An 18,230-nucleotide genomic window follows, 5' to 3' on the forward strand; every position below is an offset into this window, starting at 1 on the left:
CGTATGCCCACGTAGTGCCATGCGCCATGCGCGCAGGTCAGAGCCGTTTCCACCTGTCTCCAAAGGACGTGTCACACCATGGCCGCCACTCCGCCGAAGCCCGCTGCCGCGACCCCGCGCCGCAAGGTGAGCCGTCACCGCGGCGAGGGCCAGTGGGCGGCCGGGCACTTCACCCCGCTCAACGGCAACGAGCAGACCAAGAAGGACGACGACGGTCTCAACGTTCGGACACGTATTGAGACGATCTACTCCAAGCGCGGCTTCGACTCGATCGACCCCGGCGACCTGCGCGGCCGTATGCGCTGGTGGGGGCTGTACACCCAGCGTCGCCAGGGCATCGACGGCGGCAAGACGGCGATCCTCGAGCCGGAGGAGCTGGACGACCGCTACTTCATGCTCCGCGTCCGCATCGACGGCGGCGCCCTGACCACGGCTCAGCTGCGTGTCGTCGGCGAGATCTCGCAGGAGTTCGCGCGCGGCACGGCCGACATCACCGACCGGCAGAACGTCCAGTACCACTGGATCCGGATCGAGGACGTGCCGGAGATCTGGAACCGCCTGGAGGGCGTCGGCCTGTCCACGGTGACCGCCTGCGGTGACACGCCCCGCGTGATGATCGCCTCCCCCGTGGCGGGCATCGCCGAGGACGAGATCATCGACGGCACACCGGCGCTGGAGGAGATGAAGCGCCGGGTCCTGAACAACCCGGCGTACTCGAACCTCCCCCGCAAGTTCAAGACCGCGATCTCCGGGTCGCCGGTGCAGGACGTCGTGCACGAGATCAACGACGTGGCCTTCGTCGGGGTCGAGCACCCCGAGCACGGTCCGGGCTTCGACCTGTGGGTGGGCGGCGGGCTGTCCACCAACCCCAAGCTGGGCGTGCGGCTGAACGCCTGGGTGCCGATCGACGACGTGCCCGACGTCTACGAGGGCGTCATCTCCATCTTCCGCGACTACGGCTACCGGCGGCTGCGCAACCGCGCCCGCCTGAAGTTCCTGGTCGCCGACTGGGGCGCGGAGAAGTTCCGTCAGGTGCTGGAGGACGAGTACCTGAAGCGGAAGCTGACCGACGGGCCGGCACCCGCCGAGCCCAGCAGCCGCTGGCGCGACCACATCGGTGTGCACCGCCAGAAGGACGGCCGCTACTACGTCGGCTTCGCCCCGCGCGTGGGCCGCGTCGACGGCACCATCCTGACCAAGGTCGCCGACCTGGCGGAGGCGCACGGCTCGGGCCGGGTGCGCACCACGGTCGAGCAGAAGATGATCGTCCTCGACGTCGAGGAGGGGCGCGTCGACTCGCTGGTGGAGTCACTGGAGGCGCTGGACCTCAGCGCCAGGCCCTCCACCTTCCGGCGCGGCACCATGGCCTGCACGGGCATCGAGTTCTGCAAGCTCGCCATCGTCGAGACCAAGGCGCGCGGCGCCTCGCTCATCGACGAGCTGGAGCGCCGCCTCCCCGACTTCGACGAGCCCCTCACCATCAATCTCAACGGCTGCCCGAACGCCTGCGCCCGCATCCAGACCGCGGACATCGGTCTCAAGGGCCAGCTCATGCTCGACGAGCACGGCGAGCAGGTCGAGGGCTACCAGGTGCACCTGGGCGGCGCCCTCGGCCTGGAGGCCGGCTTCGGGCGCAAGGTGCGCGGCCTGAAGGTCACCGCCCAGGAACTGCCGGACTACGTGGAGCGCGTCCTCAAGCGCTTCCAGGCCGAACGCGAGGACGGCGAGCGCTTCGCCGCCTGGGCGGCCCGGGCCTCCGAGGAGGCCCTGTCGTGAGCGAGCGCGCCGCGCCCTTCTACTGCCCCTACTGCGGCGACGAGGACCTGCGTCCCGGCGAGCAGGGTCACGGCGCCTGGGAATGCGGGGCGTGCAACCGCGCATTCCAGTTGAAGTTCCTCGGGCTCCTCGCCCGGGGTCTTCAGCCCAACTCCACTGGAGGGGAACCGATATGACGGCGGTTCAGGAAGAGCGTACGACCGAGGAACTCAAGGCGCTGGCCGAGCGGGCGGGCCGCGAGCTGGAGGACGCCACGGCGCTGGAAATCCTCCGGTGGGCGGCCGAGACCTTCGGCGACCGGTTCTGCGTGACCTCCTCCATGGAGGACGCGGTCGTCGCCCATCTCGCCTCCCGCGCCCTGCCCGGCGTGGACGTGGTGTTCCTCGACACCGGCTACCACTTCCCGGAGACCATCGGCACCCGCGACGCGGTCGAGGCCGTGATGGACGTGAACGTCATCACGCTCACCCCGCGCCAGACGGTCGCCGAGCAGGACGCCGAGTACGGCCCGAAGCTGCACGACCGCGACCCCGACCTGTGCTGCGCGCTGCGCAAGGTGAAGCCGCTGGAGGAGGGGCTGGCCGGCTACCGGGCCTGGGCGACCGGGCTGCGCCGCGACGAGTCCGAGACCCGGGCGAACACGCCGGTCGTGGGCTGGGACGAGAAGCGGGGCAAGGTGAAGATCTCGCCCATCGCCAAGTGGTCACAGGAAGATGTGCAAACGTACGTCACCGAGCACGGCGTCCTCACGAACCCGCTGCTGACGGACGGCTATGCCTCCGTGGGCTGCGCGCCCTGCACCCGTCGTGTGCTGGAGGGCGAGGACGCCCGCGCCGGACGCTGGGCGGGCCGCTCGAAGACCGAGTGCGGACTGCACGGCTGACATGACGACGACCACCGGACCGACCACCACGGGACCGACGACCACCACGGGACCGGCCATCACCACGGGACCGGCCACCACCGGACCACCGAGATCCAGGGAGAACCACGTGACGACCGGAGCCACCGTCTGGCTCACGGGGCTGCCCAGCGCCGGCAAGACCACCATCGCCCGCGAGCTGGCCGACCGCCTCCGTGAGGAGGGCCGGCCCGTCGAACTGCTCGACGGCGACGAGATCCGCGAGTTCCTCTCCGCGGGCCTCGGCTTCGACCGCGCGGACCGGCACACCAACGTGCAGCGCATCGGCTTCGTCGCCGAACTGCTCGCCCGCAACGGCGTCACGGCCCTGGTCCCGGTGATCGCGCCGTACGCGGACAGCCGCGACGCGGTGCGCGAGCGTCACGGGGCGAACGGCACGGCGTACGTCGAGGTGCACGTGGCCACGCCCGTCGAGGTGTGCTCGGTGCGCGACGTGAAGGGCCTGTACGCCAAGCAGGCCGCGGGTGAGCTGACGGGGCTCACCGGGGTGGACGACCCGTACGAGGAGCCCGTCGCACCCGACCTGCGCATCGAGTCGCAGGACCAGACCGTGCAGGAGTCCGCCGCGGCGGTCCACGCGCTGCTCACCGAAAGGGGACTGGCATGACGACGACCGCCGAAGCGGCGCGCGAGGGTACGGCGGGCCCGTACGCCCTCTCCCACCTCGACGCCCTCGAATCGGAAGCCGTGCACATCTTCCGCGAGGTCGCGGGCGAGTTCGAGCGGCCGGTGATCCTCTTCTCCGGCGGCAAGGACTCGATCCTGATGCTCCACCTGGCGCTGAAGGCGTTCGCCCCGGCGGCCGTGCCGTTCTCCCTGCTGCACGTGGACACCGGACACAACTTCCCCGAGGTCCTCGACTACCGCGACCGCACGGTCGAGCGGCACGGGCTGCGGCTGCACGTGGCCTCCGTGCAGGACTACATCGACCGCGGGGTGCTCAAGGAGCGCCCGGACGGCACCCGCAACCCCCTCCAGACGCTGCCGCTGACCGAGAAGATCCAGGCGGAGAAGTTCGACGCGGTCTTCGGCGGCGGGCGCCGCGACGAGGAGAAGGCCCGCGCCAAGGAGCGGGTGTTCTCGCTGCGCGACGAGTTCTCCCAGTGGGACCCGCGCCGCCAGCGCCCCGAGCTGTGGAACCTCTACAACGGCCGGCACGCGCCCGGCGAGCACGTCCGCGTCTTCCCGCTCTCCAACTGGACCGAGCTGGACGTGTGGCAGTACATCGCCCGCGAGGGCATCGAGCTGCCGCAGATCTACTACGCCCACGAGCGCGAGGTCTTCGCCCGCTCCGGCATGTGGCTGACGGCCGGTGAGTGGGGCGGCCCGAAGGACGGCGAGACCATCGAGAAGCGGCGGGTCCGCTACCGCACCGTCGGCGACATGTCCTGCACCGGCGCCGTCGACTCGGACGCCGACAGCATCGAGAAGGTCATCGCCGAGATCGCCGTCACCCGGCTCACCGAACGCGGCGCCACCCGCGCCGACGACAAGATGTCCGAGGCCGCGATGGAAGACCGCAAGCGCGAGGGGTACTTCTAGACATGACCAGCACCACTGAACCCGTCGAGCCGCTGTCGGTCTGGCAGCTGTCGGAGACGACCCTGCTGCGGTTCGCCACCGCGGGCTCGGTCGACGACGGCAAGTCCACGCTGGTCGGCCGCCTGCTGCACGACTCCAAGTCGGTCCTCACCGACCAGCTGGAGGCCGTCGAACGGGCCTCCGCGAGCCGCGGCCAGGACGTCCCGGACCTCGCGCTGCTCACCGACGGCCTCAGGGCCGAGCGCGAGCAGGGCATCACCATCGACGTGGCCTACCGCTACTTCGCCACCCCGCGCCGCCGGTTCATCCTGGCCGACACCCCGGGGCACGTGCAGTACACGCGGAACATGGTCACGGGTGCCTCCACGGCCGAGCTGACGGTGATCCTCGTCGACGCCCGCAACGGCGTCGTCGAGCAGACCCGCCGGCACGCCGCGATCGCCGCCCTGCTGCGCGTCCCGCACGTCGTCCTCGCCGTCAACAAGATGGACCTGGTCGACTACCAGGAGTCCGTGTTCGCGGCGATCGCCGAGGAGTTCACGGCGTACGCCACCGAGCTGGGCGTCCCGGAGGTCACCGCGATCCCCATCTCGGCCCTGGAGGGCGACAACGTGGTGGAGGCGTCGGCGGTCATGGACTGGTACGGCGGCCCGACGGTGCTGGAACACCTGGAGACCGTCCCGGTCAGCCACGACCTGGCGCACTGCCACGCCCGGCTGCCGGTGCAGTACGTGATCCGGCCGCAGACCGCCGAGCACCCCGACTACCGCGGCTACGCGGGACAGATCGCCGCCGGCACCTTCCGGGTGGGCGACGAGGTCACCGTGCTGCCCTCGGGCCGCACCTCGAAGGTGTCCGCCATCGACGTGCTCGGCGAGCCGGTCGACGCCGCCTGGACGCCGCAGTCGGTGACGCTGCTCCTGGAGGACGACATCGACGTCTCGCGCGGCGACCTGATCGTGCCCAGCGAGGACGCGCCGGCCACCAGCCAGGACGTCGAGGCCACCGTCTGCCACGTCGCCGACGCGCCGCTCACCGTGGGCCACCGGGTGCTCCTCAAGCACGGCACCCGCACCGTCAAGGCGATCGTCAAGGACATCCCGGCCCGGCTCACGCTGGACGACCTGTCGCTGCACCCGCACCCCGGGCAGCTGGTCGCCAACGACATCGGCCGCGTGAAGGTCCGCACCGCCGAGCCGCTGCCCGCCGACTCCTACGCCGACTCGCGGCGCACCGGCTCGTTCATCCTGATCGACCCCAGCGACGGCACCACGCTCACCGCCGGCATGGTGGGCGAGTCCTTCGCCGCGCCGGAGCCGGTCAAGGACGCGGCCGACGCCGACGGGTGGGACTTCTGAGCATGGGCTCCCCGGACTTCTACTCCACGTTCGCCAAGGAGGGCGGCCGCGTCGGCAGCGGCGCCCTGGGCTGGGGGTGCCCCCGAACGGAGTTTGGGGGAGGGCAGGGCGGAGTGGCGCGATGTGTGCGCTGACGTACGCGCACCGCTCGCGCGCCCTCACCCCCCGCAGCCGAAGACCTGCCGACCTCCCGGCCACGACCTGAGACCTCGGACCAACCGACAGGCGTGCGTGCCGGACCAACGAGAGGAACCCCTCCCGTGCCTGCCACCTCCGCCCTGCGCCGCACGCTGGCGGTCATAGCCGCCCTTCCCCTCCTGACGCTGGCCGCCTGCGGCTACGGCTCGCAGGCGAAGGACGACGACACCGCGAAGATCGCCGCGGGCGCCGAGAAGATCGACGGTCTCGACTCCGTCCGGATCGGGTACTTCGGCAACATCACGCACGCCACCCCGCTGGTCGCCAACCAGAAGGGCTTCTTCCAGAAGGCACTGGGCGCGACCGAGGCCAAGTACGCGGTCTTCAACGCGGGGCCGTCCGAGATCGAGGCGCTGAACTCCGGCTCCGTCGACATCGGCTGGATCGGCCCGTCCCCGGCGGTCAACGGCTACGCCAAGTCCGGCGGCAAGAACCTGCGCATCATCGGCGGTTCGGCCTCGGGCGGTGTGAAGCTCGTGGTGAACCCGGACAGGATCACGTCCCTGAAGGACGTCAAGGGCAAGCGCATCGCCACTCCGCAGCTGGGCAACACGCAGGACGTGGCGTTCCTCAACTGGATCGCCGAGCAGGGCTGGAAGGTCGACGCCCAGAGCGGCAAGGGCGACGTGACGGTCGTCCGCAGCGACAACAAGGTCACCCCGGACGCCTACAGGTCCGGCTCCCTGGACGGCGCCTGGGTGCCCGAGCCCACCGCGTCCAAGCTGGTCGCCGAGGGCGGCAAGGTGCTCCTGGACGAGTCGACGCTGTGGCCCGACGAGAAGTTCGTGATCACGAACATCATCGTGTCGCAGAAGTTCCTCGAGGAGCACCCGAAGGCGGTCGAAGCCGTCCTGAAGGCGTCGGTCGACACCAACGAGTGGATCACGGCCAACCCGGACGAGGCGAAGACCGCGGCCAACGCCCAGCTGGAGAAGGACTCCGGCAAGGCGCTGCCCGCGGACGTGCTGGACCCGGCCTGGGAGTCGATCAGGCTCACCGACGACCCGCTGGCCGCCACCCTCGACGCCCAGGCGGAGCACGCCGTCAAGGCCGGTCTGCTGGACCAGCCCGACCTGAACGGCATCTACGACCTGACGCTGCTGAACAAGGTCCTCAAGGCCAAGGGCAAGCCCGCGGTCGACGACGCCGGGCTCGGCGTCGAGTAGAGCCCGATCCGACCACCCAGGAGGTGACGACCATGGCCACGACCACGACCCTCGCCAAGGCCGCCGACGGCACCGAGCCGGCCGCGTACGCCGCCCGGATCGAGCACGTCTCGAAGTCCTTCGCGGGCCCCGCCGGGCAGCAGCTCGTCCTGGACGACATCACCCTCGATGTCGCGCCCGGCGAGTTCGTCACCCTCCTGGGGGCCTCCGGCTGCGGCAAGTCCACGCTGCTGAACCTGGTGGCGGGCCTGGACCGGCCCAGCGCGGGCGGCATCAGCACGGACGGGCGGCCGGCCCTGATGTTCCAGGAGCACGCCCTGTTCCCGTGGCTGACCGCGGGCAAGAACATCGAACTCGCCCTCAGGCTGCGGGGCGTGCCCAAGTCCGAGCGCCGCGACAAGGCGGAGGAGCTGCTCGAACTCGTCCGTCTGAAGGGTGCGTACGGCAAGCGGGTGCACGAGCTGTCGGGCGGTATGCGCCAGCGGGTCGCGATGGCCCGGGCGCTGGCCCAGGAGAGCAAGCTGCTGCTGATGGACGAGCCGTTCGCGGCGCTGGACGCCATCACGCGGGACGTGCTGCACGACGAGCTGACCCGCATCTGGCGCGAGACGAAGCTGTCCGTGCTGTTCGTGACGCACAACGTCCGCGAGGCCGTGCGGCTGGCCGAGCGCGTGGTGCTGCTGTCCTCCCGTCCCGGGCGCGTGGCGCGCCAGTGGACGGTCGGCATCCCGCAGCCGCGCCGTATCGAGGACACCGCCGTGGCGGAGCTGTCCGTCGAGATCACCGAAGAACTGCGTGGGGAGATCCGCCGACATGGCCAGCACTGACACGACGCGTCCCGCCGGGGGCGCAGGCGCCAAGGACGGCGGCGACCTCGCCGGTCTGGAGGCGGGCCTGGACGCACTGGAGTCGGTGCAGCAGGGGCGCAAGCCCTTCCGGCAGACCTTCATGGAGAAGATCCTGCCTCCGGCCGTCGCCGTACTCCTCGTGCTCGCGGTGTGGCAGGCCCTGGTCTCCTTCGAGATCGTCGACGACCCCACCAAGCTGCCCGCACCGTCGGACGTGTGGGAGGTGCTGCACCAGGCCTGGCTCCAGGGCGAACTGCTCGGCTACATCTGGACCAGCGTCTCGCGCGGTCTGCTCGGCTTCTGCTTCGCGCTGGTCATCGGCACCCCGCTGGGGCTGCTGGTGGCGCGGGTGAAGTTCGTGCGGGCGGCGATCGGCCCGATCCTGTCCGGCCTCCAGTCGCTGCCGTCGGTGGCCTGGGTGCCGCCGGCCGTGATCTGGCTGGGCCTGAACAACTCGATGATGTACGCCGTCATCCTGCTCGGCGCGGTGCCCTCCATCGCCAACGGCCTGGTGTCCGGCGTCGACCAGGTCTCCCCGATCTTCCTGCGGGCGGGGCGCACGCTGGGCGCGACGGGGCTGAGGGGCACCTGGCACATCGTGCTGCCGGCCGCGCTCCCCGGTTACGTCGCCGGTCTCAAGCAGGGCTGGGCCTTCTCCTGGCGCTCGCTGATGGCCGCCGAGATCATCGCCTCCTTCCCCGACCTGGGCGTCGGCCTCGGGCAGTTGCTGGAGAACGGCCGCAACGCCAGCGACATGGCCATGGTCTTCGAGGCCATCCTGCTCATCCTGGTCGTCGGCATCGCCATCGACCTGCTGATCTTCAGCCCGCTGGAGCGCTGGGTGCTGCGCAGCCGCGGTCTGCTGGTGAGGGGCTGAGGCACACCATGTCCGCACCGGGCCGCCCCGTCCTCCTCGTCGTCGCCCACGGCAGCCGCGACCCGCGGCACGCCGCGACCGTGCACGCCCTGGTCCGCCGGGTGCGGGCGCTGCGTCCGGACGTGCGGGTGGAGACCGGCTTCCTGGACTTCAACGTCCCCTCCGTGCCGGGCGTCCTGGAGTCCCTGGAGACGGAGGGGGTGCGGGACGTGGTGGCCCTGCCGCTGCTGCTGACCCGCGCCTTCCACGCCAAGGCGGACATCCCCGCGGTCCTGGCGGCGGCGCCGCCGCGCCTGAGGATCCGGCAGGCCGAGGTGCTCGGTCCCTCGCCGCTGCTGCTGTCGGCGCTGGAGCGGCGCCTGTACGAGGCGGGCCTCACGCCCGCCGACAAGTCCTCGACCGGGGTCGTGCTGGCCTCGGCGGGGTCCTCCGACCCGGAGGCGATCGCAGTGATCGCTGAAATCGCGCGGGAGTGGCGGCACACCGGTTGGTGCGCCGTGCGGCCTGCGTTCGCCTCCGCATCCCTTCCGCGCACCGAGGACGCGGTACGGCAGTTGCGCGAGCTGGGCTGTGCGCGCGTCGCCGTCGCCCCGTACGTCCTGGCGCCGGGCTTCCTGCCGGACCGCATCGCGCGGGGCGCGGCGGGGGCCGACGTGCTGGCGGACGTGCTGGGTCCCGCACCGGAGGTGGCGCGGGTCCTGCTGGAGCGGTACGACGCGGCGCGGATGCCGGTGGCGCTGGCGGTCGGGGCCTGAGGTCGACGACGCGTCAGGGGCCGGTCAGCTCCACGAGCTTGGTGACCGTGTTCCAGTTGCGGCTGGTGGCGACCAGGCCCTTGTTGACGCGCGGTCTGGCGAGGGCCTCGGCGAGCTTGGAGCGGCCCAGACCGTCCGGTGCGTAGAGGTACAGGGCGCGGTCGCCGAGGCGGAACTCCTCGGGACGGAAGGCCGGGGCGTCGATCGCCGCGAAGCGGTCCGCCTCGACGGGCGCGGAGAAGTAGGTGACGTGCAGTTGCCTGGCCTCCAGTTCGGCGGCCGGGAAGGGGCACGCCTCGACGACCGACCTCAGGTAGGCGTGGTCGCGCACGATCACGTCCACCGGGAAGCCGAACCGCTCCCCGATCGCTTCCGCCAGCTCCGCGGCCAGGGAGTCCTCGTCGCCGTGCGCGGCGGCGAAGACGGCCTGTCCGCTCTGCAGATGGGTGCGTACGGCGTCGTGGCCGAGGGAGGTCAGCAGCGCGCGCAGGTCGGCCATCGGGACCTTCCGGCTGCCGCCCACGTTGATCCCGCGCAGCAGCGCCGCGTACTTCGTCGTCATCCGCACACCATAGAACGGCCGTCGTGCCCCGTGGGGGTGGGCACGACGGCCTGGTCCGCGCCGGGCGGACGTGCGCGCCACTCTCGCCGATGCGGTGTGCGGGGTTCAACAGCTACACCCACCTGTGACTTAATCAACAACCCTGCGCAATGTCCTCGCCGCCCGGCGCCCCGGTAGATGTAAGGGGCCGGGATCCTCCTCAGCGGTGAGGGCGGCGGTACGGAGGGATGAGACGGCGCCGCCGGACGTCACCGAAGAGCACGACGCGACGGTCTTACGCGGCCCATACCTTCGAAACGCAAGGTGGCGGCAGGGGGCCGGCACCGCTCATGAGGGGGCAGGCCGGTCATGCGGAACCGAGAGACACGGGTGCGGGGCATAGCCGCCCGGGCGGGCGGCTGGAGTGCCCGGCACCGATGGGCCGCCGTCGGGATCTGGGTGTTGTTCGTCGTCCTGGCGACGGGGCTCGGTTCGGCGGCCGGCCGGGTCGACGTCAAGGACAGCGACCAGATGGGCGGCGAGACGCACACCGCCGCCCGGATCGTCGAGGACGCCGGGATCGACGAGCCGGCCGGTGAGACGGTCCTGATCCAGGCGAAGTCCGGTGCCGTGAAGGCCACGGACGCCGAGTTCCGGGCCGCGGTCGACGCGGTCGTCACGGCGGTGGAGGGGACCGGGGAGGTCACGGGGGTCACCTCGCCCTACGACGCGAAGACGATCTCACAGGACGGCCGCAGCGCGCTGGTGCAGTTCGACATGCGTGGCGAGGCGGACACGGCGGGCGAGCGGGTCGAGCCGGTGCTGAAGGCGGTCGAGGGGGTCCAGAAGGAGCACGAGTCGCTGCGGATCGAGGAGATCGGCGGCGCCAGCATGATGAAGACGTTCGACGACGCGTTCGGCGACGACTTCAAGAAGGCCGAGTACTCGGCGGTGCCGGTGGCCCTGGGCATCCTGCTCGTCGCCTTCGGCGCACTGGTGGCGGCGCTGGTCCCGGTGGCGCTGGCGATCACCGCGATCATCGCGACGATGGGTCTGATGGGCCTGGTCAGCCACCTCCAGCCGATGAGCGAGACCGCCAACTCCGTGATGCTGCTCGTGGGTCTGGCCGTCGGCGTCGACTACTGCCTGTTCTACCTGCGCCGCGAGCGCGAGGAGCGGGCCGCCGGGCGGGACGCGCAGACGGCGCTCAGGATCGCCGCCGCCACCAGTGGCCGGGCGATCGTCGTCTCCGGTGTCACGGTGTGCGTGGCGATGGCGGGCATGCTGTTCACCGGCATCGCCGAGTTCGAGGCGATGGGCCTGGCCTCGCTGATGGTGGTCGCGGTGGCCATGGTCGGGTCGGTGACGGTGCTGCCGGCGCTGTTGTCCCTGCTGGGTGAGCGGGTGGAGAAGGGCCGCCTGCCGTTCCTGCGCCGGCGCCGGCGCCGGCCGAGTGGCTCCGCCGGGGAGGGCAGCCGGTTCTGGACCGCCGTGCTGAAGCGGGTCCTGGCCAAGCCGCTGCTGGCGGCGGCGGTGGCCGTCGGCGCGCTGCTGGCCGTGGCCGCGCCCGCCCTGGGGATGAAGACGCAGAACCTCACGCTGGACCAGGAGTTCGGCGACGCGCTGCCCATCGTGCAGACGTACAACCGGGTCAACGAGGCGTTCCCCGGCGGGTCCGACCCGGCCGAGGTGGTCGTGAAGGCCGACGACATCAACGCGCCCGAGGTGCGGGCCGCGCTCGCCGACTTCCGGGAGCGGGCGATCGGTTCGGGGGCCTCGCGCGGTCCGGTGGACATCACGGTGCACGACCAGCAGAACGTCGCGCTGGTGTACGTCCCGCTGGTCGGCGGCTCCGACCAGGACAAGGCGGGCGAGAGCCTGGACAAGCTGCGCGACGACGTACGGCCCGCCACGCTGGGCAAGGTCGCCGGCGTCGAGGCGCCGATCACCGGTCAGGTGGCCGGCAACAAGGACTTCAACGACCAGCTCGTCGGTTCGGTCCTGCCGGTCTTCGCCTTCGTCGTGGTCTTCGCCTTCCTGCTGATGCTGCTGTCCTTCCGCTCGCTGACGGTCGCGCTCACCTCGATCGTGCTCAACCTGCTGTCGGTGGGCGCGGCGTACGGCATCCTGGTTGCCGTCTTCCAGCACGGCTGGGGCGCCTCGCTGGTGGGCGCGGAGGGCGTGGGCGCCATCATCACGTGGCTGCCGCTGTTCCTCTTCGTGATCCTGTTCGGCCTGTCGATGGACTACCACGTGTTCGTGGTCTCCCGGATCCGCGAGGCCCGGCTGCGCGGGCGCTCCACCCGGGACGCGATCCAGCACGGCGTGGTCACCACGGCGGGGGTCGTCACCAGCGCCGCCGTCATCATGGTCGCGGTGTTCGCCATCTTCGGCACGCTGTCCATGCAGTCGATGAAGCAGATGGGCGTCGGCCTGGCGGCGGCGGTGCTGATCGACGCGACGATCATCCGGGGCGTCCTGCTGCCGGCCGTGATGTCGCTGCTCGGCGAGCGCAACTGGTACCTGCCGAAGTGGCTGCACCGGCTGCCGGACCTGACCCACGACGAGTCGCCCGAGGCGATCGCGTCGCCGGAGCGGGGCGGCGAGGGCGAGCGCGGGGAGCGGGGCGAACGGGTCGGGGTCTGACCGGCACGCCGTCGCACGACGGCCGCAGGGCCCGTCGGTTCCGGGGGAACCGACGGGCCCTGCGGCGTGCGGTGCCGGGTCAGCCGCGCGCGGCGGCCAGTTCGGCCTCGATGAGGTCGGCGGCCCGGCGGGTGCCGCCCTCCTGGGCCATCCGCGCCTGGATCTCCTTCAGGCGCGCCGCCACCTCCGGGTCGTCGACCAGGGCGAGGGCGGCGGTGCGCAGCGCCTTCGCGGTGGCCTCCTCGGTCGGGAGGGTGCGGGCGACGCCGAGGCCCTGGAGCATGTCGGCGTTGCCGAACTGGTCCGCGGCCTGCGGTACGGCGATCATCGGCGTGGCGGTGGCCAGACCCTCCTGGCTGCCGCCCGCGCCCGCGTGGGTGACGAACAGGTCGGCCTGCTGGAGGATCGCCAACTGCGGTACCCACGTGCGGACTTCCACGTTGTCCGGTACGTCGCCCAGCTCGGCCGGGTCTACGTGCCGGCCGACCTGGAGCACGGTGTGCCAGCCGGGCAGCTCACCGAAGGCCCGGACGCACTCCCGGTAGAACGCGGGCTGCTTGGTGAAGGCCGAACCGAGCGAGACCAGGACGACCTTCTCCGCGCCCTCGGGACGGGCCCAGTCGCCCTCGGCGGTGCGGTCCCCCTGGCAGGCGCCGACGAAGGTGTACGTCGTCTCGTCCACCCGGTCGGCGTGGGGCTGGAGCGCCTTGGGGATCAGCACCAGGGAGCGGTCGGGGCGGCCGATGAACGGGTCGGGGTGGTCGGTGATCCCGTTCTCCTCCAGCCAGGTGTGGAAGCGGGCGTAGTACGCCTGCCCGCGTTCGGTCTTCAGCGGCTCCTCCCACATCGGCTCGCCGACCTCCTGCTCGTACCCCTCCCAGGCGACCATGCAGGGCGACAGGGAGATCACGGGCACGTCCCAGCGGCGGCCCAGGACGCGGGCGGTGTAGGAGGCGATGTCGTGCAGGACCAGGTCCGGCTCGTCCCCCTCGTACGCCTGGGCGAGCTGCGGGAGCGACTGGATCGCGTCGGCGAGGAAGGGCTCCACGTTGTCCAGGAGGGTGCTCCCCCAGGCCTCCGGGTCGGCGTCGGGGCCGGGCAGTGTGCTGTTCCAAAGCTTGGGTTCGGCGCCCGCCTCGGCGACCTTGTCCGCGAGGAGCGGCGGGATCGCGTACGTCACCCGGTGCCCCCGCGCGACGAGCTCGCGGATGACCTCCAGGCTGGGGTTCACGTGGCCGTGCAGGGCGATGGAGAACATGGCGATGTGCGCGGGGCGAGTGGTCATGCGATGACCGTATGCGAGACGAGACGTCTCGTGCAACTCTTTTCGCTTCATGCCGTCAACTCCTCGTGCAGCCGCAGCCACCGGTCGGGGGCGACCTCGCCGACGAGGACACCGGGATCGAGTCGCGCGGCGCGGAACGCCGCGTCCACCCGGCGCCGGGAGTGGGCGCGGCGCAGGGACGCGTGCAGCGAGCCGCCGACGCCGGAGAAGCCCAGCTCGACCAGGTCCGCCCAGTCGCGGCGGGCGGCGGCGCCGGTGAGCAGCGCAGTGGGGCGGCGTTCGATCCGGAGGATGCCGGCGTCGACGCGCGGCGCCGGGCAGAAGCGGCTGCGGCCCACCCGGCCCACCAGCCGCCACTCGTGGCGCGGCCAGGTCAGGACCGTGAGCAGGGTCCAGCGGCCGTAGTCGCCGGTGCGTTTGCGGGCGTACTCGAGCTGGGTGAGGAGGGTGGCGTCGGTGAGGCCGGGCGCGGTCAGGCACCAGTCGACGATGTCGGCGGTGCGCGAGAAGGGCACGTTCCCGGCGACGGCGAACGGGGTGCGCGGGGGCCGGGCGGTGAGGAAGTCACCGGCGACGACGTGGACGTGGGGGCTGCGCGCGAAACGGGCGCGGAGCCCGGGGACGAGCCGGGGGTCGATCTCGTAGGCGTGCAGCTCGCGGCTGCGGCGGGCGAGCGGCTCGGTGAGGGCGCCGTTGCCCGCGCCCACTTCGAGCAGGAGGGGCGGGCGCCCCCGGTCGGGGACGGCGAGGCGCGCCACACGTTCGGCGGTGGCGCGGTCGGCGAGGAAGTTCTGCGAGAGCGTGCGGGCACGCTGGGTGGGGCGGGCCATGGCCTGCGGTCCTTGTCTTCCGTGACAGGAGGGGAGAAGGGCAGCCGAAGGCCCTGACCGGAAGACGAAGGCAAAAGGGAATGCGGAGGCTCAGCCCCGCCGCGCGCGCGTCGGACGTGCCGGACGCGTCGAGTGCGTCAGCGGCGGGGGGACCCCGGGCCGGTCAGGGCACCGGGGCCACGACGCATCCTGATGGAGTACGTGCAGCCCCGGCCGAGACCGGAGTTGAAGATCGCGTTGAAAGCTGCCACGGAGGGGACGTTAGGCGGGCGCGTGGCCGCCGGGCAACGGGTTTTCGCGCGGGCGGCCGTCAGCGCTGGTAGCGGGCGAGTACGAGGTTGCCGTCCTCCTCCAGCCTGTGCCGCAGTTCGTCCATGCCGATCGCCCCGCTGTAGTACTCCTGGAGCGCCGGGGTCGCCACCTTGTCCTTCCACTCGGCGTAGCCCCGCACGGACTGCGCGGGCGCCGGGCGCAGGTGGGCGGCGAGCGCCGTGCCGGTGGCCCAGCCCCGCTCGGCCGTGTGCAGGGCGGGGTCCTTCAGGGCCTGCTCCCCGGTGGGCAGCATCCAGTCGCCGAGCGCGAGGCGCACCATGTTGTCCGGCTGGAGGAGGAAGTCGACGAACGCGGCGGCCTCCTTCTTGTGCGGGCTGTCCTCGGCGACGGACAGGGTCTGCGGGCTCACCCCCTGGGCGAGCCCGTCGGCGCCGGCCGGGGCGGGCAGCACCTGCCAGTCGAAGCCCTCGGGTGCCTGCTGCTCGATCTGCTGGCGGTAGGAGAAGCCGAGCGGCACCATCGCGTACTTGCCCGCGAAGAAGCCGGGCAGGGTGTCGGAGCCGCCGCTGCCCAGAGTGGTCGGCGAGGCGCTGCGGTCGGTGTTGACCTGGTCGTGGACGGTGCGGGGCACCACCTGGTCGCCCTCCTCGAAGCGGACGGTCACCTTTCCGTCGGCGCCCCGGTGGAAGAGCTTGCCGCCGGTGGACAGGGAGAGGTTGAGCGTGGCGGAGACGGGCTCCTTGAGCGGCCAGGCCACCCCGTACCTGCCGTCGCCGCTCAGCTCCTTCGTCACCTGCCGGAACTCCGCCCAGCTCCAAGGGTGTTCCGGCGTCGGGATCCGGACGCCGGACTTCTTGAGCAGGGTGGCGTTGGCGATCAGCACCCGCGGTTCCTGGAGGAACGGCACTCCGTAGACACCGTCGCCGAAGGTGACCGTCTCCCAGCTGCGTTGCGGTATGTCCGACTTCAGCCGCGCGGGCAGCAGTCCGGTGAGGTCGGCGAGGTAGCCGCCGTAGGCGAAGTCGGCGAGGTCGTCGGAGGCGTCGTGGATGATGTCGGGCGCCTCGCCGCCCTCGAAGGAGGTGAGCAGTTGGTCGTGGACGCTGTCCCAGCTGCCCTGGACGTACTCGACGCGCACGTCCGGGTGGGTGGCGTTCCACTTCCGCACCAGTTCCTTGTTGGCCTTCACCGACTCGTCCTGCCAGGCCAGGGACTGGAAGCGGAGGGTGATCCGGCCGTCGTCCGCCCCGTCGCCGCCGTCCGAGCAGCCCGCGAGCAGCAGGACGGCACAGGCGAACAGGGTGAGGATCCTCGTACGCGTCCGCGTCATCAGCTCTTCACCGCCCCGGCGAGCATGCCGCCCGTGATCCGCCGCTGGATGAGGGCGAAGACCACCAGCGAGGGCAGGGTGGCGAGGAAGGCGGCCGCGGCGAGCGGTCCGAGGTCGGCGACGCCCTCGGCGCCGATGAAGTGGGTGAGGATCACGGGCAGGGTCTGTTTCTCCGGGGTCTTCAGCAGCACCAGGGCGAAGAAGAACTCGTTCCACGCGGTGATGAAGGCGAACAGGGCCGTGGCCACGATGCCGGGCGCGAGCAGCGGCGCGGTCACCGAGACCAGGGTCCGCAGCCGTCCGGCGCCGTCGACCGCGGCCGCCTCCTCCAGTTCGCGCGGCACGGCGCGGACGTATCCGGCCAGCATCCACAGCGCGAACGGCAGCGACCAGACGACGTACACCATGACCAGGCCGGGGACGGAGTTGATCAGGCCGAGGTTCTTCAGGACCAGGAACAGCGGGATGATCAGCAGGACGAAGGGGAAGGCCTGGCCGACCACGACCCACCCGGTGGCCGCCTTGGCGAGCCGGCCGCGGCGGCGGGCCATGACGTACGCCATCGGGGTCGCGATCAGCACCGCGATCACGGCGGCGCCGAGCGCGGCGAGCAGGGAGTTGAGCCCGGCGTGCAGCAGCGGCTGCTCGTCGAAGGCCTGCCGGAAGTTGTCGAGGGTGGGGTTCTTGGGGATCCAGGTGGGGTGCAGACTGGCCAGCTCGCGCGGCGGCTTGAAGGCGATGGAGATCAGCCACAGGAACGGGAAGGCCAGGAAGACCAGGTAGGCGAGCAGCGCCGCGTACTGGCCGGTGCGGGCCGCGGTCGAGGTCCTCACGCCTCGTCACCCCCCTTGGCCCCGCCCCGGAGCCGTCCGGCGAGGAAGACGGCCAGCAGAATCGAGATCACGGCGACCATCACGCAGCCCATGGCCGCCGCATAGCCGAACTGGCCGTAGCGAAAGGCCTCTTCGTAGGCGAAGAGCATGGGCAGCCGGGTGCGGCCGCCGGGGCCGCCGTTGGTCAGCACGTAGACCAGGGCGAAGGAGTTGAGGTTCCAGATGAGGTTGAGCGCGGTGATGGCGAGCGCGACGGGCCTGAGGGCGGGCCAGGTGACCGTGCAAAAGCGGCGCCAGGCTCCCGCGCCGTCCACCGCGGCCGCCTCGTGCAGCTCGCGCGGGGTGTTCTGGAGCCCGGCGAGCAGGGCGACCGTCGTCTGCGGCATACCGGCCCAGACGCCGACGACGACGACGGCGGGCAGGGCGGTGCCGAGGCCGCTGAGCCAGTCGTGGCCGTTTCCGAGGCCGAGGTCGCGCAGGGTCTCGTTGAGGATGCCCGCGTCCGCGTTGTAGACCAGCCGCCACATGATGCCGACGACGACCTCGGGCATCGCCCAGGGGATGATCGCCAGGGCCCGGGTCAGCCAGCGCAGCCGGAGGTTCTGGTTGAGCAGCAGGGCGAGACCGAGGGCGAGCAGGAACTGCGGCACGGTCACCGCGACGGCCCACACCAGGCCGATCCGGAACGACTCCCAGAAGAGCGTGTCGTGCAGCAGGTCCCGGAAGTTCAGGGCGCCGATCCACTCGGTGGGCTCCGTGCGGCCCGACTGGGCGTCGGTGAACGCCAGCAGGACGCCGTACAGCAGCGGCCCGACGCTGAGGATCAGGATCGGGATCAGCGCGGGCAGCACCAGGAACCAGGCGCCGTGGTCCGGCGCGCCCCGAGGGGCGTCCGGGCCGGGCGCACGGTGCGCCGGCCTTCTCGACTCGGTCACCAATGTCACGTAATCAACCCCTTTGCGCGGCTCGGACGGGCCTGGTCATGGTCGTGAAGTGACCGCGTCCCGTCAAGAGCCCCCGACATGCTCCCACCTGTGCGAATGGGACACT

At 71.6% G+C, this 18,230-nt stretch carries 17 protein-coding genes; 11 read left to right on the forward strand and 6 right to left on the reverse strand.

Annotated elements, in window-relative coordinates; genetic code table 11:
* Positions 1-78: 78 nt before the first annotated feature.
* The 10 genes from sirA to R2E43_RS07880 all read left to right on the forward strand — a co-directional run bounded on the left by sirA (position 79) and on the right by R2E43_RS07880 (position 9,442).
* The gene (sirA, locus tag R2E43_RS07835; protein ID WP_003972818.1) at positions 79-1,776 is read left to right on the forward strand and encodes a sulfite reductase SirA; all 1,698 of its coding nucleotides are present in this window, start codon (positions 79-81) and stop codon (positions 1,774-1,776) included.
* Positions 1,773-1,952, forward strand: a complete 180-nt coding sequence (locus tag R2E43_RS07840; RefSeq protein ID WP_003972819.1) for a hypothetical protein — start codon at positions 1,773-1,775, stop codon at positions 1,950-1,952. Before sirA ends, R2E43_RS07840 begins: the two co-directional genes overlap by 4 nt.
* A complete protein-coding gene (locus tag R2E43_RS07845; protein WP_003972820.1) occupies positions 1,949-2,659 on the forward strand; it encodes a phosphoadenylyl-sulfate reductase in 711 nt (236 codons plus the stop codon). The genes R2E43_RS07840 and R2E43_RS07845 overlap by 4 nt, the downstream gene beginning before the upstream one ends.
* Position 2,660: 1 nt before the next feature.
* The gene (gene cysC, locus R2E43_RS07850) at positions 2,661-3,305 is read left to right on the forward strand and encodes an adenylyl-sulfate kinase (RefSeq protein ID WP_202492564.1); all 645 of its coding nucleotides are present in this window, start codon (positions 2,661-2,663) and stop codon (positions 3,303-3,305) included.
* Positions 3,302-4,240 carry a sulfate adenylyltransferase subunit CysD gene (cysD, locus tag R2E43_RS07855; RefSeq protein WP_003972822.1) on the forward strand — a complete coding sequence of 313 codons (939 nt, stop codon included), beginning with the start codon at positions 3,302-3,304 and terminating at the stop codon, positions 4,238-4,240. The genes cysC and cysD overlap by 4 nt, the downstream gene beginning before the upstream one ends.
* A gap of 2 nt (positions 4,241-4,242) precedes the next feature.
* Positions 4,243-5,598: a sulfate adenylyltransferase subunit 1 gene (locus R2E43_RS07860; RefSeq protein WP_003972823.1), complete on the forward strand. Its 1,356-nt coding sequence runs from the start codon at positions 4,243-4,245 to the stop codon at positions 5,596-5,598.
* Between the two features lie 260 nt (positions 5,599-5,858).
* A complete protein-coding gene (locus tag R2E43_RS07865; protein WP_003972824.1) occupies positions 5,859-6,962 on the forward strand; it encodes an aliphatic sulfonate ABC transporter substrate-binding protein in 1,104 nt (367 codons plus the stop codon).
* Between the two features lie 32 nt (positions 6,963-6,994).
* Positions 6,995-7,789: an ABC transporter ATP-binding protein gene (locus tag R2E43_RS07870; RefSeq protein WP_003972825.1), complete on the forward strand. Its 795-nt coding sequence runs from the start codon at positions 6,995-6,997 to the stop codon at positions 7,787-7,789.
* A complete protein-coding gene (locus tag R2E43_RS07875; protein WP_011030651.1) occupies positions 7,776-8,687 on the forward strand; it encodes an ABC transporter permease in 912 nt (303 codons plus the stop codon). The genes R2E43_RS07870 and R2E43_RS07875 overlap by 14 nt, the downstream gene beginning before the upstream one ends.
* A gap of 8 nt (positions 8,688-8,695) precedes the next feature.
* Positions 8,696-9,442, forward strand: coding sequence for a sirohydrochlorin chelatase (locus R2E43_RS07880; protein WP_011030650.1), 747 nt, complete (start codon positions 8,696-8,698; stop codon positions 9,440-9,442).
* Between the two features lie 13 nt (positions 9,443-9,455).
* Here R2E43_RS07880 and R2E43_RS07885 read toward each other — a convergent pair whose 3' ends face one another.
* Entirely contained in the window at positions 9,456-10,004 is a 549-nt protein-coding gene (locus tag R2E43_RS07885) for a DUF1697 domain-containing protein (RefSeq protein ID WP_011030649.1), read from the reverse strand.
* A gap of 348 nt (positions 10,005-10,352) precedes the next feature.
* Between R2E43_RS07885 and R2E43_RS07890 the strand changes: the two genes are divergently transcribed.
* The gene (locus tag R2E43_RS07890; protein WP_332056052.1) at positions 10,353-12,629 is read left to right on the forward strand and encodes an MMPL family transporter; all 2,277 of its coding nucleotides are present in this window, start codon (positions 10,353-10,355) and stop codon (positions 12,627-12,629) included.
* A 79-nt stretch (positions 12,630-12,708) separates the two neighbouring features.
* On the opposite strand, the gene R2E43_RS07895 is transcribed toward R2E43_RS07890, so the two are convergent.
* From R2E43_RS07895 to R2E43_RS07915, 5 genes are all read right to left on the reverse strand, one after another.
* Entirely contained in the window at positions 12,709-13,965 is a 1,257-nt protein-coding gene (locus R2E43_RS07895; RefSeq protein WP_093457231.1) for a glycosyltransferase, read from the reverse strand.
* Complete coding sequence (gene erm(O), locus R2E43_RS07900) at positions 13,962-14,744, reverse strand: 23S rRNA (adenine(2058)-N(6))-methyltransferase Erm(O) (protein ID WP_003972831.1); 783 nt, start codon at positions 14,742-14,744, stop codon at positions 13,962-13,964. Before erm(O) ends, R2E43_RS07895 begins: the two co-directional genes overlap by 4 nt.
* Positions 14,745-15,054: 310 nt before the next feature.
* On the reverse strand, positions 15,055-16,347 hold the full coding sequence (locus R2E43_RS07905; RefSeq protein WP_210984316.1) for an ABC transporter substrate-binding protein: 1,293 nt from the start codon (positions 16,345-16,347) through the stop codon (positions 15,055-15,057).
* On the reverse strand, positions 16,347-17,180 hold the full coding sequence (locus tag R2E43_RS07910; protein WP_030864252.1) for a carbohydrate ABC transporter permease: 834 nt from the start codon (positions 17,178-17,180) through the stop codon (positions 16,347-16,349). Before R2E43_RS07910 ends, R2E43_RS07905 begins: the two co-directional genes overlap by 1 nt.
* Complete coding sequence (locus R2E43_RS07915) at positions 17,177-18,124, reverse strand: carbohydrate ABC transporter permease (RefSeq protein WP_332056053.1); 948 nt, start codon at positions 18,122-18,124, stop codon at positions 17,177-17,179. The genes R2E43_RS07910 and R2E43_RS07915 overlap by 4 nt, the downstream gene beginning before the upstream one ends.
* Positions 18,125-18,230: the final 106 nt, after the last annotated feature.

Source organism: Streptomyces violaceoruber, from assembly GCF_033406955.1.
Classification (GTDB): Bacteria; Actinomycetota; Actinomycetes; order Streptomycetales; family Streptomycetaceae; genus Streptomyces; species Streptomyces violaceoruber.